This is a genomic window from Sodalis sp. RH20 (assembly GCF_047324205.1).
Taxonomy (GTDB): domain Bacteria; phylum Pseudomonadota; class Gammaproteobacteria; order Enterobacterales; family Enterobacteriaceae; genus Acerihabitans.
In genome coordinates this window covers 965,118-989,715 of sequence record NZ_CP178733.1, presented here as the reverse complement: position 1 = coordinate 989,715, position 24,598 = coordinate 965,118, and the positions used below count along the sequence as shown (strand labels likewise).

The following is a 24,598-nucleotide window of genomic DNA, read 5'->3' as shown; positions in this document are numbered from 1 at the left end:
TTAGTTCCTCTCCATGAGGACCGGCGCGGCCAGTTCATGGGCAAAATGACAGGCGCTGGCATGCGCGGGATCGGCCCCGTCCGCGCGCAGCGGCGGTATCTGGCCGGCGCAGATCGGGCGCTGCCGGCACAGCTGGCAGCGCGGGCGGAAGGCGCAGCCCGCGGGCAGGCGGGATATCAGCGGCGGCTCGCCGGCGATAGCCGCAAGTATCCGGTCCACGTCGCCGTCCAGGCGGGGAATGCTCCCCAGCAGCGCCCGGGTATAGGGATGGCGCGGCGCGCGGAATATCCGCCCCGCCCGCCCTTGTTCGACGATACGGCCGGCATACATCACCACCACCCGATCGGCATACTGCGCCACCAGGCCCATATCGTGGGTGATAAGCAACAGCGCCGCGCCGGTCAGCCGGCAGGCGGCGCGCATGCTCGCCATGACCTGGGCCTGCACGGTAACATCCAGGGCGGTGGTCGGCTCGTCGGCGATAATCAGCCGCGGATGGTTTACCAGCGCGATGGCGATCAGGATGCGCTGGCACAGCCCGCCCGACATTTCGTGGGGATAACGTTTCATTTTGTCGGCGGCGTCGCGGATACCCACCAGCGCCAGCACCTCTTCCGCCCGGGCGGCGCGCTGCCGGCGGGTAAGCGAGGGCTGGTGGCGGCGGATGCTTTCGGTAATCTGCCGCCCGATGGTCAGCACCGGGTTAAGCGAGGACATCGGATCCTGGAATATCATGGCGATCTCATCGCCGTACGGCCCGGCGCCCCGCCCCGCCTCCGGCGCCGGTAAATCCCGGCCGTCAAAGCGCATCCTGCCGGCGGCCACCTCGATGCCCGCCGGCAACAGCGACATCAGCGCCAGCGCCGTCAGCGTCTTGCCCGAGCCGGATTCACCGACGATGCACAGGGTTTCGCCGCGTTCGACGCTAAAGGAGATATTATCGATCGCCCGGCAACGTTCCCGGCCGGTGGCGAGATCAACGCTTAGCCCCGTCACCTCCAGCAGCGGCGCCGGGAGTTCATGGCTTGTCATAAGGACCTTCCCAGCGGGTCGAGCGCCTTATGCAGCGCGTCGCCCAGTTGATTCAGCGCCAGTACCAGCACCAGTAACAGCAGGCCGGGTACCACGGCATACAGCGGCGCCGTCGCCAGGTAATCGCGGCTGCTGCTGAGCATCGTTCCCCACGAGGCGGCCGGGGGCTTGATGCCCAGGCCGATAAAAGATAAGGACGCCTCCAGCAAAATGGCGTGGCCTGCCGCCGACGCCAGCTGCGTTATCACCACGCCGATGCTGTTGGGCAGCACATGACGCAGCATGATGCGCCACGGGCCGCTGCCCTGCACCACCGCCGCCTTCACATAGTCAAGCTCGCGCTCGCGCAGCACCGACGCGCGCATCAGGCGCGCAAAAATAGGGATGTTCACCAGCGCCACCGCGATACAGATTTGCGCCAGCCCGGCGCCCAGGATGGCCACCGTCATGACCGCCAGCAAAATGCCGGGATAGGCCAGCAGGATATCGCAGCCCCGCATCAGCAGCGCGTCCAGCCAGCGCGGCCCCATGCCGGCAACCAGTCCCGCCACGATGCCCAGTCCCGCGCCCGCGCTCACGCTGATAAACCCCACCAGCAGGGAGATGCGCGATCCGAACAGCGCCCGGCTGAGCAGATCCCGCGACAGCTCGTCGGTGCCCAGCCAATGGCCGCCGGTACCGGCCGGCACCAGCCGCAGCCCGGCAAACTGGACATCCGGATCGCAAGGCGCCAGCCAGGGGGCCAGCAATGCCGCAAGCGTAATCATCGCCACGCCGCACAGGCCGAACAGGCCGGAGGGCGTGGCGAGCAGCGCCCTTAGCAACCGCAGCCGGCCGGGTCCGGCCGCCGCCGCGCCGCTCGTTTCCACAGCGTCTGCGCTCATCACGCCGCCCCCTTGACCAGGCGGATGCGCGGGTCAACGGCGCCGTACAATACATCGACCGCCAGGTTCAGCAGCAGGAAAAACAGCACCAGCACGATCAGGATCCCTTGCACCATGCCGTAATCGCGATTGATAATGGACTGTACCAGCAGGCGCCCGATGCCCGGCCAGGCGAACACCGACTCGATAACCACCGCCCCGCCCAGCATGCGGCCCAGCAGAATGCCGGTCATGGTGACAATCGGCAGCAGTGAATTACGCAGCACATGCCAATAAATGATATGCCCGCGGCTCAGTCCCTTGGCCCGCGCGGTACGGATGTATCCCTCTCCCAGCGTGTCAACCACCGCGCCGCGGGTCGAGCGCACCAGCACCGCCGCGCCGTGCAGCCCAAGCGTCAGGGTAGGCAGCACCAGCGCCTGGGCGAAACCGGCGAACGATTCATCAAGGCTGACAAATCCCCCCGGCGGCAGCCAGCCCAGGGTGACGGCGAACAGCAGGATGGCGAGCATGCCGAACCAGAAATTAGGCGTGGCCACCGCCACGGAGGAAAAGACCGACGCCAGCCAGTCGACGGCTTTGCCCTGCCACAGGCCGGCGGCCAGGCCCAACGGCACCCCCACCGCCAGCGCGCTGAACAGGGCCGTGGCGGCCAGCAGCAGGGAATACGGCAGGCGGCTGAAAATCAGCTCGCTGTTATCGCGATGATAGATATAGGAGACGCCGAAATCGCCGCGCGCCATATGCCCCAGCCAGGCGGCATACTGTACCGGCAACGGCCGGTCGAGGCCATATTCCACCCGGATGCGCTGCACATCCTCCCGGCTTGCGTCCGGCCCGGCAATCAGTTCGGCCGGATCGCCCGGCATGGCGCGCACCACCGCGAACACGATAATGCTTGAGACGAGCAGCACCGGGATCCACTGCATCAGCCGGCGTAGCAGATAGGCGGTCATCGTCTGTTTCTCCTGGTCCGGCTCATGGCTGGAAGGAAGCCGCGCTCAGGATCGGCATGCCGTCCAGATTAAAACGCACGCCCGTCAGCCCCTTGGCGGAGGCCCACAGCACCGGCAGCGTCGCCACCGGCAATACCCAGTTTTGCTCCAGCATAAAGCTGTCGATGCGCTGCCAGGCGCGATCGGTTTGTTCATCCGGCGGCCGCGAGGTCACCAGGGCCACATCGTCCTGGTACTGCTGGGATTTGACGCCCGCCAGGTTATCGGTGGCGCGGAAAATCACCGCCGACATCAGGATGGTGGACGGACCGCGGCCGGCGCGGGCGTAGACATGGGCCGCCATTTGGAAATCCCCTTTGCGCAGGCGCGATATATAGGCGGCCTCGGACATTTCGACGATATTCACCTTCAGGCCGATGTCGCGCAGCGCGCTTTGCAGCATCTGCGCCATGGCGCCAATCTGCGGCTCGGACTGGCTGCGCGACATCAGCGATATTTCCGCCCCGGCGGCGCCCGCCTGCTGGATCAGCTGTTTAGCCTGGGCCAGGTCGAAGGTACAGGCGTTTTCATGCCCCGCCGCCTCGCGCTGGCTAAAATGCGGCCAGGGCAGGCATTTCACCCGGGCGTCCGGGCCGGCGATATCATGGGCGATACGCGCGCGATCCAGCGCCAGGCCGATGGCGCGCCGCACTTCGGGCTTATCCAGCGGCGGGGTTCGGGTATTCAGCGTAATATCCAGCACCCGTCCCTCCACGGTGGCGGCGCCGGTGGCGAAACCGGCCGCGGCCAGCTGTTCGGCGGCTTCCCGGTCCAGAGACGGCAAAAAATCCACCGTGCCGGCGCGCAGCTGCATCACCCCGGACTGCTGATCGGGAATCACTTTCAGGGTGATTTTCTTTAGCGCCGGACGCGGCCCCCAGTAGGCCTCGTTACGCACAAACACCGCGTCCTCGCCCGGCAGGTAGCGGCTCAGTTTAAACGGACCGGTGCCGTTGCCGCCGGTTTTGATTTTTTTAGGCGCGCTGCCGTCGATAATAAACGCCAGATCCAGTAAATCGAAGATTGCGTCCGAGGCGCCGGCAAAATGCAGTATCACGGTGCGATCGTCGGGCGTATCGATACTGCCGATCATTTTGGCCAGCGGCAGGATATTGGCGCCGTTAACCGGATCGCGGGCATAGTTCAGGCTGAACGCCACATCCCTGGCGGTAAACGGCCGGCCGTCATGGAACGTCACGCCGTCCGCCAGTTTAAGCGTCAGCGTTTTGCCGTCGTCGGAGCGGGTCCAGGACCGCGCCAGCTCCGGCTGCGGACGGCCGTCGGCATCCAGGCGGATCAGCGTGTTATACAGCAGGTGCGTCAGCACAAAGGTGCCCATGCGCAGTTCCGTCGGATCAAAGGAGGTGATATCGGCGCTTTGTCCAATCACCAGGGTATCGCGCGCCGCCGCCAGGGCCTTGCCGCCCGCCAATGCCAAGCTTAACAGCAGCGCCAGCAGCAGGCCGCCGGCGCGGGCACGGCCGCTGAACATCTTTAACGTCATACTATCCCTCATACTCGCTTCAACGATGGACCAACCAACGGCAATGCGTTATTTGATCAAATTATTGTCTGTTGTTGTCCGAATACTATTGAATAAAGCCGATTTATAACAGAAAATAACTCCACATCTCATATGATTTGATCAAATATCGTTATGCGAAAAATAGATAAGCCCATCCACGACGGCGAACCGGACATTACCGACCGGCTTCGGGACGCCATCATCAACCGGCAGGAGTTCGACGCCGGGGCGCCGCTGCGCATCGACGCGCTGGCCACGCGTTTCGGCGTGTCCCATATGCCGATACGGGCGGCGCTGCAGCGGCTGGAAAGCGAAGGGCTGATCGTCGCCCAGCCCAATAAGGGCGCGCGGATGGCGGCGGTGGATGAGACCTTCGTGGCCGAATTGCTGGATGTGCGCATGTTGATTGAAAGCTACCTGGCGCGCCGCGCCGCCGGGCGCATGACGCCGCAGTGGCTGGAACAATTGGAAACGCTGCGGGCGCGGCACGAAGAGGCGGTTGCCCGCGGCGACGCCGCCGAGGCGCTTACCGCCAATCGCGATTTTCACGCCGCCATTCACCACATTGCCGCCAACCGCGACGCCAGCCTGATTCTCGAGCGGCATTGGCGGCTGATCCGCGCCCTGTGGAAACGCTACGGTTATCAAGCCGACCGTTTTGCCGGCGTGGTGGCCGATCACCGGCTCTTGCTGGCGGCCTTCGCCGCCGGCGACGGTGAAGCGGCGGCGGCCGTAACCGCCGCCCATACCGCGCGCGCAAAGCTGGTGCTGCTCAACCGGATGCGTGAGCATGCCCCGCATGCGGACGGGTCGCAAACCTTTGACGCCGCCACGAAGGAACCCCATGAATAATTCGCGCATCGCCGCGCTGGAACTGGTGCATTGTCCGGTCACGACCAAAACCACCTGGTCATTTATCCGCCTGGCGCGGGCGGACGGCGCATGCGGCTGGGGCGAGGCCAGCTGGGTGCGCGAGCCGGGGGCGCTCGACGCCTGCCATGACGCCGCCCGGCGATATCTGCTGGGACAGCCCTGGGAGGCGCTTGCCGCCTATATTGCCCGGGAAACCCGCGGCGTACCCCAGGCGGCGATGGCCAGCGCCCTGGAACAGGCGATGTGGGATATCCGGGGCAAAGATAGGGGCGACTACGCGGCATCGCTGGCGGGCGGCGGCTACCGCACCCGCATCCCGTTGTATGCCAATATCAATCGCAGCATCGTCCAGCGCGACGGGGCGGGTTTCGCCCGGGCGGCGCAACGTGCGCGCGCGGCGGGATTTAACCGTATCAAGATAGCGCCTTTCGACGGCCTGACCCCCGATATCCGCCTGACGCCGCTGGGCCGGCGGCGGCTGGAGGATGGGCTGGCGCGCGTGGCGGCCACCCGCGCGGCCATCGGACCCGCCGCCGAGCTGTATGTGGATTGCCACTGGCGCTTCGACCCGCCGGGCGCGTCGGCGGTATTACCGGAACTGGCGGCGCTTGGCGTCAGCTGGTTCGAGTGCCCGCTGGCGGAAACGCCGGAAAATATCCCCGCCCTGAAACAGCTGCGCGGCGCGGCCAATACCCTGGGCATGCGCCTGGCCGGCCTGGAGGAGCTGACGCATCCCGCCGCGTTTCTTCCCTGGCTCGCCGCCGGCGCTTACGATGTGGTGATGCCGGATGTCAAATATGCGCGCGGCATCACCGGCGTGCTGGAGGTGGCAACGCTTGCGGCCGCCCACGGCGCCGGCTGCGCGCCGCATAACCCCAGCGGACCGATTGCGCATGCCGCCAGCCTGGTGGCCTGCGCCATCAGCGAGGACATTGAGCAGTTGGAGCATCAATTTGATGAAACGCCGGCCTTCTGGCGCCTGGCGGCCCCCGATTTCCCGCGCCCGGCGAACGGGGCCAGCGTGACGCCCACGCTTGCGGGGCTGGGCACGGCGCTCAGGCGGTAAATGGCGGGCCGGGTGCCGTATCACCGGCGGCCCGCCCCGTTCAGGAGGCGATGCCCAGGCCGACGATATTGGCCGCCAGGATAATCACCATCGCGCCAAGGCTCAGCACCCGCACCGGTTTTTTGCCCACGGCCAGCCACTCTTTGAGCAGCAGGCCGACGATGCCGCCGCACAGCACATAAAAGCTCATATGCAGCATCCAGCTGACATAACGGTATTGTTCCGGAATATTGGCGTGTCCCCAGGCATAGAAGAAAAATTGCAGATACCACATGACGCCACCGAGGATGGCGAACAGCGCATTGGCTATCAGCAGGGATTTCCCCACGGATAAATCCGCTTTTATCGACAGTTCGGGCCTGGTGGCCAGCCGGAAAAAACAGTAGGCCAGATTGACGATAGCTCCGCCGCCCATGATGATCACATAGCTGGGCAGCGCCACGTACAGCGGGCTGATGCCGATATTTTTGGCGGCGATATGCATCGGCACCGCGGCATCCATGGCAAAGGACATGCCGGCGGAGAAGATCCCGCACAGCACGGCCAGGATCAGGCCCTTCTTAAGACTGAACTCCTGGGCGCTGACGCCGAGCGCTTTTTCCTTCATTACCCCGGCATAGCTGACGATGCCGACGCCTATCAGAGCGACGAACACGCCCAGCAAGGTGATCTGGCCGCCGGTCGAGCTGGCCATGGCGCCGAACTTCCCTTGCAGGATAGGGGTCATCAGCGTACCGACAATCAGGGTGATACCGATGGCAATGCCGATCCCCATGGACATGCCGAGATAACGCATCGTCAGGCCGTAATTAACATTTCCCACGCCCCACATGGCGCCAAACAGAAATACCGGCAGCAATGTCGACCAGGAAAACGCGCCGAAATAGCCCCAGAAATCGGGGAGCAGGATGGCGCTGACGGTCCAGGGCAACACCACCCAGGAAAAGAACCCGCCCAGCGACCACATGGTCTCCCAGCTCCAGCGCCGGACCTGCTTGAACGGCGCGTAAAAACAGGCGGCGGAAGCGGCGCCGACGAAATGCCATAATATACCGAGGAAAATTGAGCTGCCCATTTACAATTCCTTAGAAAATAATTTGCATAAAGTGATAGGGACACATGCCGGAAAATGAATGCCAATGTAATTTTGTATTCTAAGCATCGGAATAAGCCTTACCTTCATATCTACGCCATTCAGATCGTTACCCTGGCACGCATATAAAGAGGGATGTGATGAGTATCACAAAAACATAATTGATTTATTTGCGGCAGGTTCTCATAAGCTTATTTTTTATCGCTCAAAAAACAATGTATTATTAATAAAAAAATCGGCACGACGTTTCATTTTTTTTATTATTCGCGCTCATTTATCGACAACAATCTTAATTATCGTAAAATAAAGTACATAATTTATGCCATGCTCATTTAAATTAATGTGTTGTTTTTAAATCTAAAAATAATAAAAGCGTTCTTTTTTAAGGCTAAATTTTTCACACCTATAACCGATTTTTACCACTCCCGCGGCATCTTTACATGATTGCCATCTTTTGTCCGGTACTGGCAATGGGCGGAAGGTCCTGGGGCGGCGCTTGCGTTACGATACCGGCAAAGATCAATCCACAGGCGATATTTCGCCTGTTATTACGCCATGCGCATAAAACAAGACGTGTTACTTCTTACTAACAATTCTGAAATCAACCGAAGGTTATCATTATGACTAATCGTATGATCTTAAATCAAACCGCCTATTTTGGCCGGGGCGCTATTTCGCATATTATCGATGAAGCAAAGGCCCACGGTTATAAAAAGGCGCTGATTGTTACCGACCAGGAGTTAATCCGCGTTAAGGTGGCCACCCGGGTATTCGCGTTACTTGATCAGGCGGGTTTTGCCTTCGACGTTTTTGATGAAGTGATGCCAAACCCCACGGTCTCCGTCGTCAAACGCGGCGTAAGCGCCTTTAAAGAGGCCCAGGCGGATTTTCTTATCGCCATCGGCGGCGGTTCGCCGCAGGATACCAGCAAGGCCATCGGCATTATCATCACTAATCCCGGCTTCGCCGATGTGCTTAGCCTGGAAGGCGTGGCCGCCACCACCGCGGCCAGCGTACCGGTGATCGCCATACCCACCACGGCCGGCACCGCGGCCGAAGTGACGATTAACTACGTGATTACCGATGAGGACAAACGGCGTAAATTCGTCTGTGTCGATCCCCACGATATTCCGCTGGTGGCGATTATCGACCCGGACATGATGTCCAGCATGCCCGCGTCCCTGAAAGCCGCCACGGGCGTAGACGCCTTGACGCACGCCATTGAGGGCTACACCACCCGGGCGGCCTGGGAACTCACCGATATGTTTCACCTGAAAGCCATCGAAATCATCGCCCGCTCGCTGCGCGCGTCGGTTCAGGGCGATGCCAGGGGCGTGGACGACATGGCGTTGGGGCAATATATCGCCGGCATGGGATTTTCCAACGTCGGCCTGGGGCTGGTGCACGGCATGGCGCATCCGCTGGGGGCGTATTACAACACCCCGCACGGCGTCGCCAATGCCATTCTTCTGCCGCATATTATGGTATACAACGCGGCGCAAACCGGTGAAAAATTCCGGGCGATCGCCGTGGCGATGGGCGTTGAAAACGCGGCCGCCATGCCGCTTGAGCAGGCGAGGACGGCGGCCATCGATGCGGTGAAGGCGCTTTGCCGCGAAGTGGGCATTCCCGCGCGGCTGCGCGAAGTAGGCCTGAGGGAACAGGACATCCCGGCGCTGGCGCAGGCGGCGCTTGACGACGTCTGTACCGGCGGCAACCCCCGGCAAACCAGCCTGGAGGATATCAAGGCGTTATATCAGGCCATCTTCTAATCCCTCCTCGCCGTCCCGGTAAACACCTGGCCGGCGCGGCGGGGAGACATCCCCGCCGCCCGGTTTCCCCACTCCACCGGGTCGTTTCTACCGGCTGAAAATCATTTTTGCGCCCTGGATCACAGTATGGTTTCGCAGTGAGAATCTAACATTAGGTAATCGATTACCTAATGCGAATAAACATGCAAAAACCCATAGCTATCCGTGATGTCGCCCAGGCGGCGGGCGTCTCCACCGCCACGGTATCACGTTATATGAACGGCAAGTTTCATGCGATGAGCGCGGACACCCGATTGCGCATTGAAAACGTGATTGACGCTATGGGCTATAAACCGAACGATGTGGCGCGCACGCTGCGCAGCACCAAAAGCAACACCATCGCGGTGATCGTGTCCGATATCCTCAATCCCTATTCCATCGCCATCCTGCAAGGGATCGAGGAAGCCTGCGCGGCGTTCGGCTATACCATATTCGTCTGCAATTCCAGGGAACTGCCGGTAAAGGAGAAAGAATTTATCGAGATGATGCTGGCGAAACGGGTCGACGGTTTTGTGATAAATACCACCGGCGGCAACGATGGTCTTATCGCCAGCCTGGCCGAGCGGACCCCCGTGGTGCTGGTTGGACGTAAAATCAGCCAGGGGGCGGTGCAGGCCATTACCGTGAATAACGCGCAGGGCATGGCCCTGGCGGTGGACCATTTGCGGGCGCAGGGCTGCCGTTCCCTGGCATTGCTCAGCCCGCCCACCACCGGGATCAGCCCGCGCATGGAACGCGTTGAGGCTTTCCGCGCGCACGCCGCCCGCGCCGGGGCCGACGGCATCATCAGCGCTATCCAGATTATCGGCCGTGTCCAGGTCGAGCCGGTCGCCGACGCCCTGCAACATATCATGGCGCGGCGCGACCCGCGGCAACGGCTGGGCATTATCGCCACCAACGGCATGCTGGCGCTGGCGGTGCTCAAGGCCGCCAAGGTCCTGGGATATGCCATTCCCGCCGATTTCCTGTTTATCGGTTTTGACGATACCGAATGGGCCTCGGTCAGTGATCCCAGCCTGACGGTGGTCGCGCAACCGACCTACGAGGTCGGCGCCGCCGCGGCGAAAAGACTGATCGCCCATTTGATTAAAAAAGAACCGCAAAATGGACCGGACGCCATTGAATTACCGGTGAAACTGATCCCGAGAGACTCAACCCTGACTTAATTTTTACCGCCAGGGTAATCGATTACCCTGCTGGACCGGAGGCAGCGATGCACATTCAAGATATCAAGACTTACGTGGTGGTACAAAAACTGGATACGCAGTTCGGCATGTCCCAGTGGTTATGGGATAGCCGGGCCAGCTGCCTGTTGGAAATCATCACCGACGAGGGCGTGATCGGCTGGGGCGAGTGTTTTGGCCCGGCCAGGGCCAATGCCGCGCTGATCAATGAATTATTCGCCCCGCTGCTGATCGGGCAGGATCCGCTGCAGCGCGCGCCGTTATGGGAAACCCTCTACAACCGCACCCGAGAATTCGGCCGCAAAGGCATCGCGGTTTCCGCGCTGTCCGGTATCGATATCGCCCTATGGGATATCGCCGGCAAAATCATGGGGCAGCCTATCGCGGCATTGCTGGGCGGCGCCGCCGCGGTGCCGGTCACCGCCTATGCGTCGTCTTTTTATTATTCCGGCGACGCGCGCTATACGCTGGAAAAAGACGCTGAAGAGGCGCTGAACCAGGGATTCCGGGCCTTTAAAATGAAAGTGGGCGGCCTGGGGCTTCGCCAGGATGCGCAACGGGTGGCGCGGGTGCGGCAGTTGATCGGCCCCGATGCCGGCCTGGCGGTGGATGCCAATCGCGCCTATACCGCGCGCGAGGCCATCCAGTTGGGCAGGATGATTGAAGAACAGGACATCTCCTGGTTCGAGGAGCCGGTGCTGCCGGATGATTTCACCGGCTATCGCGAGGTGAGAAGCGCGCTGCATATGCGCATCGCCGGCGGCGAATCGGAATTTACCCGTTTTGGCTTCCGGCCGTTCCTGGAACAACGCTGCGTGGACATCGCCCAGCCGGATGTCGCCGCCTGCGGCGGCCTGGGCGAAGCGTGGCATATCGCCGTGATGGCCACCGCCTTCGGCATTGATTGTTATCCCCATCTCTGGGGTTCCGCCATCTCCTTGGCCGCCACGCTGCATTTAATCTCCGCCATTCCGGTGGCGGTGCCCTCGATGGTAAAGGCGCGGCCGCTGCTGGAGCTGGATCGGGCGCCCAACGTCTTTCGCGAACAGCTTTCCGACTTAGTCATCGGGCCGTCGATGCCGGTGCCGGATAAACCGGGGCTGGGCATTGAAATCGACCGGAGCCTTATCCGGCGCTACGCGCAATAACACGGCCGGCACGTTCGCCAGGCCACGTCACCCTACGATGGAATCATTAAAATAAACACAGAATGGGACAGGATATGAGTCATGCAAAATGGTACCGGATCGGCGGCACATTGATGATTGGACTATTTGTCGCTTATCTCGATCGTTCAAACCTCTCCATTGCGCTGCCCGGCATGGAACGCGACCTGGGTTTTTCCGGCGCGGCGACCAAAAGCCTGGCATTAACCGGCTTTCTTATCGGCTATGCGGTGGCGAATTTTTTCGGCGGCTTCCTTACCTACAAACTGAACCCCAAAACCACCATCGTCAGCATGGTGCTGATCTGGTCGCTGGCCCAGGTGATGACCGCCTGGGTCACCTCGCCCACGCTGTTGATTATCTACCGCATTATTCTCGGCATCGCGGAAGGCATTTACTGGCCGCAGCAATTCCGTTTCGCCCGCGCCTGGTTTACCAAAGATGAAATCACGCGCGGCACCAATCTTATCCAGTTTTACGGCCAGTTCCTGGCGCTGGCGCTGGGGTTCCTGATCCTGACGCCCATTTACGACGCCCTGGGCTGGGAATGGATTTTTTATATCACCGGCGGACTGGGCCTGGCGATCGTGGTGCCGTTATTTTTGCTTTTCCTGAAAAACGCACCGGAGGGCGGCAGCGGGGCGGCGGCCGAAGAGGCGCGTCCCGCCGGGAAGCTGACTTTCCAGGCGCTCGGCGGTTATCCTTTCCTGTTATTGATATTCAGTTATTTCGCCAACGGCATGCTGTTCTGGGGCATTACGCTGTTTATTCCGATGCTGGTTCATTCGCTGGGCTTTACCGGCCTGTGGCAGGGGTTTGCCAGTTCCCTGCCCTATATGCTGGCGATTGTGTTTGCCATTCCGATGGCCTATATCAGCGATCGTACCCAGAAACGCGGGCTGATCGCCGCCTCGGGACTGGCCGTCGCCGGCATACTGCTGGTCATGTTGCCCGTTATTGATAATCCGGTGGCGAAAATGGCGTTGATTACCCTGGCCATCGCTTATTTCACCAGCAGCTACACCACCAATATCTGGTCGATTATCACCTCAAGCGTCCAGCCCGAAGCGGTAGGCCCGGCGGCCGGGGTGATTAACGGCATCGGCGCGGGCGGCGGCGGCACCACCGCCGGTTTTGTCGTCGGCGTGCTGTACAGCAACACCGGCTCCTATCTGGCGGGATTCAGCGTTATCGGCGCGGTAGCCATCCTGGGCGGGCTGGCCGTCTATCTTTATACCAAAATCCAGCGCACGGACGTGAGCGCGCAATAACGTGGCCGCGCCCCCAGCCTTTGCCGCGGTCAATGCGCCGGGGGCGCCGCCGCCGGCTTGGTTATGTTCTTCATCAGCGGCACCATGGCGGTGGCGATGATAAAGCACCACATGATCGCCATAAACGTATCGCTGAAGGTTAACGTGCGCGCCTCGCGGTAAGCCAGCGACCACAGCTGGCGCAACGCGGCGGCAGCGGCGGCGGACGGATCGTAGCCGAGCCGGGTAAATTGCCCGGCCAGCGTATCCAGCATGGCGTTCATCGCCTCGTTGGACGCCGTCAGGGATTCCGCCAGGCGGGAATAATGCAGGTTGGTGCGATCGTTGAGCAACGTCGCGCACCAGGCAATGCCGATGGCGCCGCCCAGGTTGCGCATCAGGTTGAAGAGCCCCGAGGCCATTTTCAGTCGTTCCGGCGCCAGGCTGCCCAGGGTCAGCGTGACGACCGGGGCGACGGAAAACTGCTGCGCCATGCCGCGGAACGCCTGGGGTATCAGCAGTTCCCGCGCCCCCCAGTCATGGGTAATCGGCATAAAATTCCACATGGAGAAAGCAAAGCAGGCAAGGCCGAACATCAGCAGCCAGCGCAGATCGATACGGTTGGCAAAAAAGGAATAAACCGGAATGGACAAGACCTGGAAGATGCCGGTGGAAAATACCGCCATACCGATCTGCAGCGCGCTGAATCCCCGGACCTGGCCGAGGAACAGCGGCGTCAGGTAGATAGTGGCGAAGATGCCGACGCCGGTGATAAAGGAGAAAAAACAGCCAAGGGCGAAGTTGCGCTCTTTTAACGCGCGCAGATCGACAATCGGCCGGGCAAAGGTTAGCGAGCGCCAGAGAAACAATACGCCCGCCACGGCGGAAATCCAGGCGGTGGCCAGGATAACGCCATCACCAAACCAATCCCAGCGCGGCCCCTCCTCCAAAGTGTACTCAAGGCAGCCCAGGCAGAGCGCCAGCAGCACAATGCCAAGGTAATCGGCGCCGCGCAACAGCGCCAGGTTGGCGCGGTCAATCCTGACCATAAGCGGCACGGCGACGGCAACAAAAATCCCCGGCACTAAATTGATAAAAAAGAGCCAGTGCCAGGAATAGTTTTCGGTAATCCAGCCGCCCACCGTCGGCCCAAGCGTCGGCGCCAGCGACGCGATGCCGCCGACGGTGGCGGCGGCGAACACCCGCTGCGGCCCGGCAAAAAAGATAAAGGCGGTGGTAAACACCAGCGGGATCATCGAACCGCCGAGAAAACCCTGCATCGCCCGGAACAGGATCATGCTCTGGATATTCCACGCCCAGCCGCACAGCAGGCTCGATAAGGTAAAGCCAATGGCGGAAACGCAGAACAGCCAGCGGGTCGACATCACATGCGCCAGCCAGCCCGAAAGCGGTATGACGATGATCTCGGCGATCAGATAGGCGGTCTGGACCCAGACGGTTTCATCGGTGCCCGCCGACAGGCCGCCGCCGATATCCTTTAACGACGCCGAGACAATTTGTATATCCAGCAAGGCGATGAACATGCCGACGCACATGGTGGCAAAGGCGAAGATACGGGTGGGCAGCGTCATGCCGGCCGGCAGGGCCGCCACCGATGAATGCGCGGCCGGCGCGGCGGCGGCGCTCACGGGCGTTCCGCTTCGCGGCTGTCGATGGCGGCGGTTACCGACAGCCCCGGGCGCAGCAGGCCCAGCGTGCCGTCGTCGCGATCAAGATTGATGCGCACCGGGACGCGCTGGACGATTTTGGTGAAATTGCCGGTGGCGTTTTCCGTCGGCAGCACGCTGAACTGCGCGCCGGTCGCCGGCGCCAGGCTGCTGACCGTACCGTGGAACACCCGCCCGGGCTGGATATCGGCCCGCACCGTGGCGCGCTGTCCCGGCCGCATATCCGCCAGCTGATCTTCTTTAAAATTGGCGTCCACCCACAAGCCCGTGGCCGGGATAATGACCAACAGCTGGCTGCCGGCGCCGGCCCAGGCGCCCAACCTGGCCCGCCGGTTGCCCACCACGCCGTTAATCGGCGCGCGGATCTGGCTGTACTCCACATTAAGCCGCGCGAGATCGCGCCCGGCAACGGCCTGATCCAGCGCGGCCTTGATCTGGCCTTTTTCGCTATCGGTGACCGCCAACTGACGCTGTGCCGCCAGGAGCGCCGCGCGGGCCTGCTGGCCATCGGCCACCGCCTGCCGGTAGTCGGCCTCGGCTTTTTGCAGGCTTTGCACGGAGACGGCGGCGGACATCTGCAGTTTTTGGTAGCGATCCAGGTCATGGCGGGTGCGTTCCGTTTGCGCGTCGTAACCGGCGATGGCGGCCTTGGCCTGCTCGATCAGCGCTTCCTTTAAACTGCGCGTCGAGGCCAGATTGACCAGCGCGGCCTGCTGCGCGGCGATTTCGCTTTCCGTTTTCGCCAGTTCGGCCCGGTAATCCCGATCGTCAAGGCGCACCAGCACATCGCCGGCATGCACCGCCTGGTTATCGGTGACCTCGACGCTTGCGACATATCCCGCCACTTTGGCGCTGATGGTGGTGATGTCGCCGCCGATATACGCATCGTCGGTGGTCTGCATAAAGCGGCTTTGAGTCCACCAAAAATAGCCGTAACCGGTAAGTATCGCCGCGCCGGCCGTCAAGGCCATAAGCATCAGGACGCGGCTTTTTTTCATGCCGCGCGGCGGCGCGTCGCTTGCGCTGAGAGGCGTGTTCATCGGGCTATCCTGTTAAGCACATTTTTTAGCGGGCGGGTTAAAACGCAGGTTGTCATCCCCGGTCGTTTCTTTTAGCTGCAAAAATGCCATGCGGTAGCGCATTTGCTCGCTGGCCATCGGTCCCGGGCCTACCCGATAGGCCGCGTCGGTCATTTTTTCACCGGTTACGGCATCCACCAGTATCGGCTGCGCCGGCACGTTAGTTTCCCGGTTGACCAGCTGTGTCGCGATGCCTTCGGGGGCGAAATGGGCGTTGCCCCAGGCCAGCAACGCCCATAATACCGGCTGGAAATCGCGTCCGGCCTCAGTCAGGTGATATTCGTGGCGGGGAGGCTTATCGCTGTACTGCCTGCGCTCCAGCAGGCCGTTTTCCACCAGTTCGGTTAACCGGCGCGTCAGCATATTGGGGGCGATCTTCAGACTGGCCTCGAATTCATAAAACCGCGTCAGGCCGTAGAAGGCGTCGCGCAGGATCAGCATGCTCCACCATTCCCCTACCCGTCCCAGGCTGCGGGCGATGGGACAGGGCATGGCGCTGAAATCGGTCTTGGTCATGGGCGGGCGCTCCGGCTGGTAACTATCAAGTTGAAAGTAGCATACCGCCAGTGACTATCATTATGCAAGTGTATGCCTAAAAAAAGGCCCATAGGGTATAGTCAAAGCGGGCACTCTCGCGCCGCATGCCGCGCGTAGGGTTTTTGACCGGCCGCCGGCGCGGCATTCTCAATCAAGGCAGGTGTTGCATGTCAGATCATCAGCATAGCGTTTCCCAAGCCGCCACCCTGCGCGTCTGCCGCCCCTGGCCCGGGATCATGGCCTTTTACGACGGGCGCATCCCCCATAAGAGACTTTACGGCGCGCAAGCTAACTGGCTCGATGACGGCGCCTTCTCTCTCGGCACCGCCACCTACGCCATCATCGCGGGCCACGAGGCGGTGGTGTACGATACCCACATGACGCTCGATCACGCCGCGGCGATCCGCGCCATCCTGGAAGAAGAGGGCGTCACCGCCATCAGGGTGATCATGAGCCATTGGCATACCGATCATGTCGCGGGCAACGCGGCGTTCGCCGATTGCGAAATCATCGCCTGCGACCTGACCCGGCAATTGCTGATCGAACACCGCGAAGAGCTGGAAAACGGCGCCCCACCCATTACGCCGCTGGTCCTGCCCACCACCACCTTTACCGATAGCCTGGACCTGACCGTCGGCGCCCTCTCCCTGGAGCTGCGCCAGTACGATATCCACAGCGCGGACGGCCTGGTGGTGCGCATCCCTTCGCTGGGGCTGCTGTTGGCCGGCGACACGCTGGAGGATACCCTGACCTATGTCGCCGAACCCGGACGGCTCGCGATACACCTGCGCGAGCTGGCCCGCCTCGGGCAGTGGGATTTCCAGCGGATCCTGCCGAACCACGGCCGCTTAGAGATGATTGCCGCCGGCAGCTACCCGCGCGACCTGATCGCCGCCACGCAGCGGTATGTGGAACAGCTGCTCCGGCTGCCGGCACACCCGGAATTAGCCGCTTTGCCGCTGGTGGAGTTTGCCGCCGCCTCGCTGGCGACCGGCGCGGTGGCCTGGTTCGAGCCCTATGAGGCGGTGCACCGGCATAATATCGCCAGCGTGCTGAAGGCGGCCGGCGCCGATTGCCGGCCACAGCCTGGCTGAGTGAGGATCAGCCGCGCAGGAGTTCGCCGCGATTTTCGCGGCAAGGGGGCTGCGGCGCGCGGCTGGACTGCCGCGGGTGGACGTCACGCCGGTTTGCCCGCCGCCATCAGACCAGGGCGATCAGTTCGCGCCGCTGCCGCGGCGTCAGCGCCGGTCCGGTCGCCGCCGCCGCGTTTTCCGCCATGTACCTGGGATTGCCCGTGCCCGGTATGGCGCAGGTGACGGCGGAATTGGCGAGCACGAACTTCAGCGCCAGCTGCGCCCAGGACACGGCGCCGGCGTCTGCGGCCCAGCCGGGCAGCGGCGTCGCCCCCAGGCGCCTGAGCAGCCCGCCGCCGCCAAACGGCGTGTTGCAGATAACGGCCACCCCTTTGTCACGCGCCAGGGGGAGCAGCCGTTGTTCGGCCGCGCGATCGTCCAGGGCATAGTTAATCTGCAAAAAATCCAGCGGCGTGGCGTTGATGACGCTCTCCAGCGCATCGTACGCCGCAGGGGTATAGTGCGTGACGCCGATATAGCGAATGCGTCCCGCCGCTTTCATCGCGCGCAGGGTGGGCAGGTGCGTTTGCCAGTCCAGCAGATTATGAATTTGCATCAGATCGATGCGATCGGTTTGCAGTAAACGGAACGACGCCTCCATTTGCCGGATGCCGGCCTCGCGTCCGGAGGTCCATACCTTGGTGGCGAGAAAGGCCCGGGGCCGCAGCCGCCGCGCCCCCAGCAGTTCGCCGGTGGTGCGCTCCGCCCGGCCGTACATGGGCGAACTGTCGATAACCGTGCCGCCGGCGGCAAACAACGCATCCAGCACCGCGGGAAGCCGCGCATACTGACTGTCGCCGGGCGCGACATCAAAGCCGCGATAGGTGCCAAGGCCGATAACCGGCAGCGCTTCGCGCGAGGAAGGGATAGGACGGGTCGGCATAGGCGATGCTCCTGGCGCAGACGGCCGCGGGGATACCGGCGGCGCGCCGAATGAAACCCTGGCGCCCAGGGTGCTCCAGGCCGCCCATCCGGCGCCGAGGCGCAAGAGCCGGCGGCGGGATAACGGCGCCATCGTCAGCCCGCCTGGCCGGGATACCGCCCGGGCGCGATAGACGGCGCACGCCGCAAGGCGCGGCAGGCCCCGGCGTAGCCTGGTGATAGAGATTGACCGCCGATACCCAGGTCGAGCCGTTTTTGCATCCCACGATCCCCCCTACTGTTTGCCCGCCGTTATTACCGCTATAGCTTATCGTATTACTATAAGCCGGCGCCAGCCGACATAACGGCAATAGCGGGTGCATCATCCCTTTAGACTTACCGGCAATTGTAATATATTCAGCTAAGCTATTTGATAAAACGGTCAATATCCTATGTCGCTCACCCATATCCTCCATGCCGGTCAGCCGGTAAATCAGCAGATTTACCGTTTCCTGCGCCAGGAGATTGTCACCTGCATAATCCCGCCGGGTTCGCTGCTTTCCGAAAAAGAAATCTCCGCGCGGTTTAATGTCTCGCGCCAACCCGTGCGCGAAGCTTTTATTAAACTGGCGGAAACCGGGCTGGTCCAGGTATTGCCCCAGCGCGGCACCTTTGTGCGTAAAATCTCCGCCAGGCTGGTTGAGGACGGGCGTTTTATCCGTGAATCGCTGGAAAGCGCCGTGGTACGCCGCGCCGCCAGGCAGGCCCGCCCGGAGTATCTTGAGCGGCTGGAATATAATCTGGAGCTGCAATCGCGCTCGGCGCAAAAAAACGATAGCTTTGAGTTCCTGCGGCTTGATGATGATTTTCACCGGCTTATCGCCGGCAGCATTGATTGCGCCCTGGCCTGGGAAACGGTGGAAAATATCAAGGCGGCGATGGACCGGGTGCGTTTTCTGACCTTAAGCGAAGTCTCGCCGCCGGACCGGCTTATCGAACAGCATCATCATATTCTCCGCGCCATTAAAGCCAAAGACGCCGACGCCGCCGAACAGGCGATGCGCCTCCATTTGCAGGAAATGATTTTCTCCATTACGCCTATTAGCGAGCGCAACGGCGAATGGTTTGAGGATGACTGAATAGCGCGTCATGGGCGTACGGAACGCGGCCGGTGCTACCGGCCGCGGGGATGGCGGAGTGAGAAACAGCGGCGCGCGGCGCCGGGAATCCGCCCGGCCGCCGCGGCGCATTAGCCCTTTACGCCGTCTCCGGCGCGGCCGCCGGCGCCACTTCCGGCACGGTATCCGGCCAGACCCTATCATAACTATAGCCGGTCAGGTCTTCGACGACAGCCCGGGTGCGCGGGTCGACCTGGCGTTTATCGCCGTTGTTCTTAAGCCGCTCGATGTCCTGCACCAGAATGGTATGGGTGCGTTTATTCAGTCTGAACGTCAGCGCGACGCACAGCGCCAGCACCAGCAGGCCGCCGGTACCGATAAACAGCAGCATGGCGATGGTCGTTACCGCCTGCGGGGACTGCACGGCGCTGCCGGTAATAAACCCCCCTTCCTGCAAAATCACGCCGACAAAAAAGGTGGCGATGGCAACACTTGTCTTGCGGGAAAAGGTCATCACCGCGGCAAACAGCCCTTCGCGGCGTTTTTTGGTCACCATCTCGTCGATATCGGGAATAAACGGAAAGACATTCCAGGGGGTAAATTCCAACAGGCAGCGTCCTATCTGGTAGGTGATGGCGATAGCGTAAAGCATCAGGACCTTGGCCGGCGGATTATTCAGGTACACCGCAAGCAGCGCCCCCAGGCAAACCAGCATAATGGTATAGCCGCAAATATACAGGCGGGAGGGACCGTATTTAATAATCGCCATGCCCGCCAATAACGTCACCGGCAGGCCGATAATACTCAGGGAAAGCAGGCCCGCGGCAAATGAGGCGGAGACGCTCAGGCAATACACGCAGAAAAAGACAAAGACGGTATTAAAGATATCCTTGGCGGTAAAAGACAGCAGGTAAATGGCGATATGTTTACGAAAAGCGCGTATTTTCAGCGTCGAGCCATACTCTATCCATAGCCGGCCAAAGCGCTTTAATTGATCGCCAACGCTGTGTTTATCGGTGGATTTGGCGCGATCCAGATCCGCCAGCATGGCCGGCGTCAGCGCCCGCTCCCAGGTCACGCTATACGAGACCATGATGCATACCGCGAACAGCACGGCAAAAAACAGGCCGTTAACCAAATAGGCTGTAGGGTTGTTTTCCCCGAAATGGCCAATCAACAATCCCGGAATGAAGGTTGCCAGGAACGTGCCCATCGCCGAGAGGAACATGCGGCAGGTCGATAATTTGGTGCGCTGGTTAAAGTCCTTGGTCATTTCCGACGGCAGGGTTTCCCAGGGGATCAGCACCATCGCGGCAATGATTTCAAACAATAAATACACCGACAGATAAAACCAATAATTCATGCCGTTAAGCCACAATAAGGCATAGACCAGCATGAGCGGCGAACCGATTAATAAAAAGAAGCGCCGGCGGCCAAATTTTTTACCAAAATAGTTTTTGTAAAAATGGTCGGTAAAACTTCCCATAAACAGGCTGACGATAGCATCGACAATACGCGCGATACCCACAATCGACGCCGCCTGTATCGGCGACAGGCCGACAAAGGTCGTATAGTAGAACAACAGCCAGGCGCCGATAACGGTAAACGCCCCCCCGCCCATGATATCGGTAAGGCCATAGCCGATACCGATAGGTATTGTGACTTTCCTCGACATAACGTTAAGCCTCTATTTTAAATTTTATGCGGCGAGACAATAGATAATTATTCGCTGCATTTAAAAAATGACGATAAAGTCAAAAATAATATTATGTCTCAAATATTAAATCTGACTCATGCAATAACAGCGATCGCTAAAAATCAAAATAAACCTTGGCATTCTGATAACAAATATTACCGATAAGTTTTTCCAGCAAGGCCTGGTCGGCGGGAATATGTCCCGCCGTGACCCACTCGCCAATCAGATCACATAAAATGCGGCGAAAATAATCATGCCGGGTGTAGGAAATAAAGCTGCGCGAGTCGGTAAGCATACCGACAAAATTCATTAACAACCCGTGGTCGGCCAGCGTGGTCAGCTGGCGGATCATGCCGCGCCGGGTATCGTTAAACCACCAGCCGGCGCCGAACTGCATGTTCGATTTAACCCCGTCCCCGGTTTGGAAATTGGCCAGCGTGGAGGCCACCACGTCATTGAGCGACGGATCCAGGTTATAAACGATGATTTTCGGCAGGGCGTCCCGTTGCGCCATGGCGTCGAACAACCGGTTAAGATGCGGCGCGATGTCGGACTGATCGCAAATGGAATCGTAACCGACATTCGCGCCGAGCTGCTGGAACATGCGGGTATTGGCATTACGCAGCGCGCCAAAATGGATCTGCATGGTCCAGCCGCGTTTGGCGTAAAAGCCGGCCAGCGCCAGCAGCACCGCGGATTGGTAACGGACCTGGTCGTCGCCCGCGAGCGCGTCGCCCGCCCTTTTCCGCTGGAACAGCGCTTCCTGTTCCATTGGCGTGGACGGTAAATAGGCAATACGCGTCAGGCCGTGATCGGAAAGCCTGCCGCCATGCTGGTGGAAATAGCCGACGCGGGCATCCAGCGCCGCCAGGTAGTCGTCAAAACGGTGAATGGCGGCGCCGTTGAGTTGCTCAAGACGGGCGATAAAGCGCCGGAAGACGTCGCCGTCGGCCTCCAGCGCCTCGTCGGGCCTGAACGTCGGCAGCACCCGGGTGGCAAAATCCGCGTCATCGCGCAACGCCTGATGGTATTCCAGGGAATCGGTCGGGGCATCGGTGGTACAAATGACCTCGACATTGGATTGACGTATCAATCCGCGCGGTGAAAACGATGGCTGTTGCAATAGCGGATTGACCCGATCCCAAACGCCCCGCCAGTTTTGACCGTTCAGGGGCTCGGTGATACCGAAATAGAATTTAAGCTCCAGATGGGTCCAGTGGTAGAGCGGATTGCCGACACAAGCCTCGACGGTCTGCGCCCAGGCCTGGAATTTTTCCATCGCACAGGCGTTGCCGGTAATGAATTCCTCGGGTATGCCGTTGGCGCGCATGGCGCGCCATTTATAATGATCCCCGGCCAGCCAGAGTTCGGTCAGGTTGGCAAAAGGACGATCCTCGGCGATAACCCGGGGATCAAGATGGCAGTGGTAGTCGATAATAGGCGCAAGCGCGGCGACCTGATGATAAAGCTCGCGCGCGCAATCGCTCTTTAACAAAAAATCCCGGTCGATAAATGCCATTTCACACCTGCTGATGATAAACAATGCGCACTACCATACTAGATGGTTCAACACGGTGTTTTGAACGCAGTCACACTTCTTGGGCAGGCGGCAAAATATCCCTATCGCGGCGCCGGTTATGACAAAACCTCTCTTAGCGCGCGCATTACGATAAGCCCCCGCCGGCGCTGCGGCGCAGGCCGTCCCGGGACTGTTTTGTTAGCCAAATGCCATTATTCAGGCGCTTTTTAAGCTAAAATAGCGTCATCAGGGCAGTGAATGCCCGGCTGGCCCTGCGCTGACATGGGCTGAATCTTGTGCCTTTCTCCTCCACCTCTCCAGGGAGTTTTCATCATGACCACAAAAAAGATTTTGCTGCTGGTCGGCGATTACGTCGAAGATTATGAAGCCATGGTGCCGTTCCAGGCATTGCAGATGCTGGGCCATCGCGTGGACGCCGTCTGCCCCGATAAAGGCAAGGGCGAATACGTGCTGACCGCGATCCATGATTTTGACGGCGCGCAGACCTATAGCGAGAAACCGGGCCATCGCTTTGTGCTTAACGCCGATTTTGCCGCCGCGCGGGCGCAGGACTATGACGCCCTGGTGATCCCGGGCGGCCGGGCGCCGGAATATCTGCGGCTCAATCCCGCGGTGATCGCCTTGGTGCAGGAATTTGACGCCGCCGATAAACCCATTGCCGCCGTATGCCACGGACCGCAGATCCTGGCGGCGGCCGGCGTGCTGAAGGGCCGCACCTGCAGCGCCTACCCGGCCTGCGCGCCCGAGATTCGCCTGGGGGGCGGCCAGTATGCCGATATCGGCGTCGATCAGGCCTGGGTGGACGATAACCTGGTCACCGCGCCGGCCTGGCCCGCCCACCCGCAATGGCTGGCAAAATTCGTCGAGCTGCTCGGTCGCTAGCCCTAGCCACTGAGGCGCTACCGGCGCCATGCCGGCCGCGCCTCAGTCGATTTCTCCGCGGATAATTTCGGCCAGCAGCGCGGCCCGCAGCGGGATATCGGCGATAATGATATGTTCATGGCGGGCATGGATGCCGGCCCCGGTGGCGCCCAGGCCGTCAAGGGTGGCGATGCCCAGCGCGGAGGTGAAATTGCCGTCGCTGCCGCCGCCCACCGCCTTGCCCGCCAGCGCGACGCCCAGCCGTTGCGCGGCGCGTTGCGCCTGGCTAAACAAGGCCATGTTTTGCGGCGTTTGTTCCATCGGCGGCCTGGACATGCCGCCGGTTATCTCGATGCTGATCCCCGGCAGTGTCGCGCTGATGCCGTGAATCGCCGCCAGCAGGCGTTCCGCCTCCGCCATATGCGTGACGCGCAAATCCACGCCAAGGTAGGCCTGGTCGGCCACCACGTTGATTTTGCCGCCGCCCTGCGCCGCCCCGACGTTAACCGTGGTGCCCATCTGCGGCGCGTTCAGGCTGTGCAGATACAGGATTTGATGCGCCATTTCCTGGATGGCGCTGACGCCCTCCTCCGGATTATTGCCGGCATGGGCGGCGCGTCCGGTAATTCTGATATCAAAGCGGCCCACGCCCTTGCGGGCGATTTTCGCCTCATGGGTATGGGCGACGGCTGGTTCCGCCACCAGCACGCGATCGGCGCCGGCCGCCTGCCGCTCTATCCATTGACGCGAGCTGGGGCTGCCCAGCTCCTCATCCGACGGGCATATAAAGACGACCCGTTGGCCGTGCAGCAAGCCGCATTGTTGCAAGGCGCGCACCGCCCAGATCGCCTGGACCAGTCCCGCTTTCATATCCAGCACGCCGGGACCGAAAAGCTTGCCGTCCCGTTCAGCCATCTCCAGTTCGTCGAGTTCCCACACGGTATCGAAGTGGCCGAGAATGCAGGTCAGCCCGGGCCCCTCGCCGACGGAAAAGGACAGGTGATCGCCCAGCGTCTCCTGCCGGTATACCTGCGCGTCCGCGCCCAGGCGCTCGACCGCCATGCTTTGCAGCACCGCGCCGCACCGGTCCACCGCGGTTTTATTTAACGACGGCGACTGCGCCTGTACCAGGCGCTTGATATCGCCAAGGAGTTCGCAAGCGTGTCGTTGCAGGTAGTCATAGGGAGTTGGCATGGGTCGGTTTCC

General features: G+C 61.1%; 21 protein-coding genes. 9 read left to right on the top strand and 12 right to left on the bottom strand.

Annotated elements, in window-relative coordinates:
- Genes ACL2XM_RS04585 through ACL2XM_RS04570 form a run of 4 tightly spaced genes read right to left on the bottom strand, consistent with a single transcriptional unit; the run spans position 1 to position 4,415 of the window.
- On the bottom strand, positions 1 to 1,032 hold the full coding sequence (locus ACL2XM_RS04585) for an ABC transporter ATP-binding protein (protein ID WP_413732482.1): 1,032 nt from the start codon (positions 1,030 to 1,032) through the stop codon (positions 1 to 3).
- On the bottom strand, positions 1,029 to 1,916 hold the full coding sequence (locus ACL2XM_RS04580) for an ABC transporter permease (RefSeq protein WP_413728074.1): 888 nt from the start codon (positions 1,914 to 1,916) through the stop codon (positions 1,029 to 1,031). Before ACL2XM_RS04580 ends, ACL2XM_RS04585 begins: the two co-directional genes overlap by 4 nt.
- The gene (locus ACL2XM_RS04575) at positions 1,916 to 2,872 is read right to left on the bottom strand and encodes an ABC transporter permease (RefSeq protein ID WP_410014483.1); all 957 of its coding nucleotides are present in this window, start codon (positions 2,870 to 2,872) and stop codon (positions 1,916 to 1,918) included. The genes ACL2XM_RS04580 and ACL2XM_RS04575 overlap by 1 nt, the downstream gene beginning before the upstream one ends.
- A 22-nt stretch (positions 2,873 to 2,894) precedes the next feature.
- Positions 2,895 to 4,415 carry an ABC transporter substrate-binding protein gene (locus tag ACL2XM_RS04570; RefSeq protein ID WP_413723182.1) on the bottom strand — a complete coding sequence of 507 codons (1,521 nt, stop codon included), beginning with the start codon at positions 4,413 to 4,415 and terminating at the stop codon, positions 2,895 to 2,897.
- A gap of 153 nt (positions 4,416 to 4,568) precedes the next feature.
- Between ACL2XM_RS04570 and ACL2XM_RS04565 the strand changes: the two genes are divergently transcribed.
- Together ACL2XM_RS04565 and ACL2XM_RS04560 are read left to right on the top strand one after the other, a co-directional pair.
- Positions 4,569 to 5,288, top strand: a complete 720-nt coding sequence (locus ACL2XM_RS04565; protein ID WP_413732480.1) for a GntR family transcriptional regulator — start codon at positions 4,569 to 4,571, stop codon at positions 5,286 to 5,288.
- Positions 5,281 to 6,375, top strand: coding sequence for an enolase C-terminal domain-like protein (locus ACL2XM_RS04560; RefSeq protein ID WP_413729864.1), 1,095 nt, complete (start codon positions 5,281 to 5,283; stop codon positions 6,373 to 6,375). The genes ACL2XM_RS04565 and ACL2XM_RS04560 overlap by 8 nt, the downstream gene beginning before the upstream one ends.
- A gap of 40 nt (positions 6,376 to 6,415) precedes the next feature.
- Here ACL2XM_RS04560 and rhaT read toward each other — a convergent pair whose 3' ends face one another.
- On the bottom strand, positions 6,416 to 7,450 hold the full coding sequence (rhaT, locus tag ACL2XM_RS04555; RefSeq protein ID WP_413729862.1) for an L-rhamnose/proton symporter RhaT: 1,035 nt from the start codon (positions 7,448 to 7,450) through the stop codon (positions 6,416 to 6,418).
- A 638-nt stretch (positions 7,451 to 8,088) separates the two neighbouring features.
- Here rhaT and fucO point away from each other — a divergent pair.
- The 4 genes from fucO (at position 8,089) to ACL2XM_RS04535 (ending at position 12,900) form a co-directional block, all read left to right on the top strand.
- A complete protein-coding gene (gene fucO / locus ACL2XM_RS04550; RefSeq protein ID WP_413723185.1) occupies positions 8,089 to 9,240 on the top strand; it encodes a lactaldehyde reductase in 1,152 nt (383 codons plus the stop codon).
- 182 nt (positions 9,241 to 9,422) lie between these two features.
- Entirely contained in the window at positions 9,423 to 10,445 is a 1,023-nt protein-coding gene (locus ACL2XM_RS04545; RefSeq protein ID WP_413732479.1) for a LacI family DNA-binding transcriptional regulator, read from the top strand.
- A gap of 47 nt (positions 10,446 to 10,492) precedes the next feature.
- Positions 10,493 to 11,611, top strand: a complete 1,119-nt coding sequence (locus ACL2XM_RS04540; RefSeq protein WP_413732477.1) for a mandelate racemase/muconate lactonizing enzyme family protein — start codon at positions 10,493 to 10,495, stop codon at positions 11,609 to 11,611.
- A gap of 74 nt (positions 11,612 to 11,685) precedes the next feature.
- Positions 11,686 to 12,900, top strand: coding sequence for an MFS transporter (locus ACL2XM_RS04535; RefSeq protein WP_410014470.1), 1,215 nt, complete (start codon positions 11,686 to 11,688; stop codon positions 12,898 to 12,900).
- Between the two features lie 29 nt (positions 12,901 to 12,929).
- Here the strand turns inward: ACL2XM_RS04535 and ACL2XM_RS04530 are convergent, their stop codons facing one another.
- From ACL2XM_RS04530 to ACL2XM_RS04520, 3 genes are read right to left on the bottom strand one after another with little or no spacing between them, the layout of a single operon-like run.
- Positions 12,930 to 14,471 carry a DHA2 family efflux MFS transporter permease subunit gene (locus ACL2XM_RS04530; RefSeq protein ID WP_413733189.1) on the bottom strand — a complete coding sequence of 514 codons (1,542 nt, stop codon included), beginning with the start codon at positions 14,469 to 14,471 and terminating at the stop codon, positions 12,930 to 12,932.
- A gap of 53 nt (positions 14,472 to 14,524) precedes the next feature.
- Complete coding sequence (locus tag ACL2XM_RS04525) at positions 14,525 to 15,607, bottom strand: HlyD family secretion protein (protein ID WP_410014469.1); 1,083 nt, start codon at positions 15,605 to 15,607, stop codon at positions 14,525 to 14,527.
- Positions 15,608 to 15,619: 12 nt separating this feature from the next.
- A complete protein-coding gene (locus ACL2XM_RS04520; protein ID WP_413723189.1) occupies positions 15,620 to 16,162 on the bottom strand; it encodes a winged helix-turn-helix transcriptional regulator in 543 nt (180 codons plus the stop codon).
- Between the two features lie 188 nt (positions 16,163 to 16,350).
- Here ACL2XM_RS04520 and ACL2XM_RS04515 point away from each other — a divergent pair, with 188 nt between their 5' ends.
- Positions 16,351 to 17,277 carry an MBL fold metallo-hydrolase gene (locus tag ACL2XM_RS04515; RefSeq protein ID WP_413732476.1) on the top strand — a complete coding sequence of 309 codons (927 nt, stop codon included), beginning with the start codon at positions 16,351 to 16,353 and terminating at the stop codon, positions 17,275 to 17,277.
- Between the two features lie 106 nt (positions 17,278 to 17,383).
- Here ACL2XM_RS04515 and ACL2XM_RS04510 read toward each other — a convergent pair whose 3' ends face one another.
- Complete coding sequence (locus ACL2XM_RS04510; protein ID WP_413732475.1) at positions 17,384 to 18,199, bottom strand: aldo/keto reductase; 816 nt, start codon at positions 18,197 to 18,199, stop codon at positions 17,384 to 17,386.
- Between the two features lie 430 nt (positions 18,200 to 18,629).
- Between ACL2XM_RS04510 and ACL2XM_RS04505 the strand changes: the two genes are divergently transcribed.
- Positions 18,630 to 19,316, top strand: a complete 687-nt coding sequence (locus ACL2XM_RS04505) for a GntR family transcriptional regulator (protein ID WP_410014465.1) — start codon at positions 18,630 to 18,632, stop codon at positions 19,314 to 19,316.
- A 118-nt stretch (positions 19,317 to 19,434) separates the two neighbouring features.
- Here ACL2XM_RS04505 and ACL2XM_RS04500 read toward each other — a convergent pair whose 3' ends face one another.
- Together ACL2XM_RS04500 and uxaC are read right to left on the bottom strand one after the other, a co-directional pair.
- The gene (locus ACL2XM_RS04500; protein ID WP_413723193.1) at positions 19,435 to 20,970 is read right to left on the bottom strand and encodes an MFS transporter; all 1,536 of its coding nucleotides are present in this window, start codon (positions 20,968 to 20,970) and stop codon (positions 19,435 to 19,437) included.
- 136 nt (positions 20,971 to 21,106) lie between these two features.
- On the bottom strand, positions 21,107 to 22,510 hold the full coding sequence (gene uxaC, locus ACL2XM_RS04495; protein WP_413732474.1) for a glucuronate isomerase: 1,404 nt from the start codon (positions 22,508 to 22,510) through the stop codon (positions 21,107 to 21,109).
- Positions 22,511 to 22,843: 333 nt separating this feature from the next.
- Between uxaC and ACL2XM_RS04490 the strand changes: the two genes are divergently transcribed.
- Complete coding sequence (locus ACL2XM_RS04490) at positions 22,844 to 23,413, top strand: DJ-1/PfpI family protein (RefSeq protein ID WP_410014462.1); 570 nt, start codon at positions 22,844 to 22,846, stop codon at positions 23,411 to 23,413.
- Between the two features lie 42 nt (positions 23,414 to 23,455).
- Here the strand turns inward: ACL2XM_RS04490 and ACL2XM_RS04485 are convergent, their stop codons facing one another.
- Entirely contained in the window at positions 23,456 to 24,586 is a 1,131-nt protein-coding gene (locus ACL2XM_RS04485) for a M20 family metallopeptidase (RefSeq protein WP_413732472.1), read from the bottom strand.
- Between the last annotated feature and the right edge of the window lie 12 nt (positions 24,587 to 24,598).

Bases quoted from the DNA above. Each gene is read 5' to 3' on its own strand.
- ACL2XM_RS04585 (WP_413732482.1), bottom strand. From the start codon at position 1,032: ATGACAAGCCATGAACTCCCGGCGCCGCTGCTGGAGGTGACGGGGCTA.
- ACL2XM_RS04580 (WP_413728074.1), bottom strand. From the start codon at position 1,916: ATGAGCGCAGACGCTGTGGAAACGAGCGGCGCGGCGGCGGCCGGACCC.
- ACL2XM_RS04575 (WP_410014483.1), bottom strand. From the start codon at position 2,872: ATGACCGCCTATCTGCTACGCCGGCTGATGCAGTGGATCCCGGTGCTG.
- ACL2XM_RS04570 (WP_413723182.1), bottom strand. From the start codon at position 4,415: ATGACGTTAAAGATGTTCAGCGGCCGTGCCCGCGCCGGCGGCCTGCTG.
- ACL2XM_RS04565 (WP_413732480.1), top strand. From the start codon at position 4,569: ATGCGAAAAATAGATAAGCCCATCCACGACGGCGAACCGGACATTACC.
- ACL2XM_RS04560 (WP_413729864.1), top strand. From the start codon at position 5,281: ATGAATAATTCGCGCATCGCCGCGCTGGAACTGGTGCATTGTCCGGTC.
- rhaT (WP_413729862.1), bottom strand. From the start codon at position 7,450: ATGGGCAGCTCAATTTTCCTCGGTATATTATGGCATTTCGTCGGCGCC.
- fucO (WP_413723185.1), top strand. From the start codon at position 8,089: ATGACTAATCGTATGATCTTAAATCAAACCGCCTATTTTGGCCGGGGC.
- ACL2XM_RS04545 (WP_413732479.1), top strand. From the start codon at position 9,423: ATGCAAAAACCCATAGCTATCCGTGATGTCGCCCAGGCGGCGGGCGTC.
- ACL2XM_RS04540 (WP_413732477.1), top strand. From the start codon at position 10,493: ATGCACATTCAAGATATCAAGACTTACGTGGTGGTACAAAAACTGGAT.
- ACL2XM_RS04535 (WP_410014470.1), top strand. From the start codon at position 11,686: ATGAGTCATGCAAAATGGTACCGGATCGGCGGCACATTGATGATTGGA.
- ACL2XM_RS04530 (WP_413733189.1), bottom strand. From the start codon at position 14,471: ATGACGCTGCCCACCCGTATCTTCGCCTTTGCCACCATGTGCGTCGGC.
- ACL2XM_RS04525 (WP_410014469.1), bottom strand. From the start codon at position 15,607: ATGAACACGCCTCTCAGCGCAAGCGACGCGCCGCCGCGCGGCATGAAA.
- ACL2XM_RS04520 (WP_413723189.1), bottom strand. From the start codon at position 16,162: ATGACCAAGACCGATTTCAGCGCCATGCCCTGTCCCATCGCCCGCAGC.
- ACL2XM_RS04515 (WP_413732476.1), top strand. From the start codon at position 16,351: ATGTCAGATCATCAGCATAGCGTTTCCCAAGCCGCCACCCTGCGCGTC.
- ACL2XM_RS04510 (WP_413732475.1), bottom strand. From the start codon at position 18,199: ATGCCGACCCGTCCTATCCCTTCCTCGCGCGAAGCGCTGCCGGTTATC.
- ACL2XM_RS04505 (WP_410014465.1), top strand. From the start codon at position 18,630: ATGTCGCTCACCCATATCCTCCATGCCGGTCAGCCGGTAAATCAGCAG.
- ACL2XM_RS04500 (WP_413723193.1), bottom strand. From the start codon at position 20,970: ATGTCGAGGAAAGTCACAATACCTATCGGTATCGGCTATGGCCTTACC.
- uxaC (WP_413732474.1), bottom strand. From the start codon at position 22,510: ATGGCATTTATCGACCGGGATTTTTTGTTAAAGAGCGATTGCGCGCGC.
- ACL2XM_RS04490 (WP_410014462.1), top strand. From the start codon at position 22,844: ATGACCACAAAAAAGATTTTGCTGCTGGTCGGCGATTACGTCGAAGAT.
- ACL2XM_RS04485 (WP_413732472.1), bottom strand. From the start codon at position 24,586: ATGCCAACTCCCTATGACTACCTGCAACGACACGCTTGCGAACTCCTT.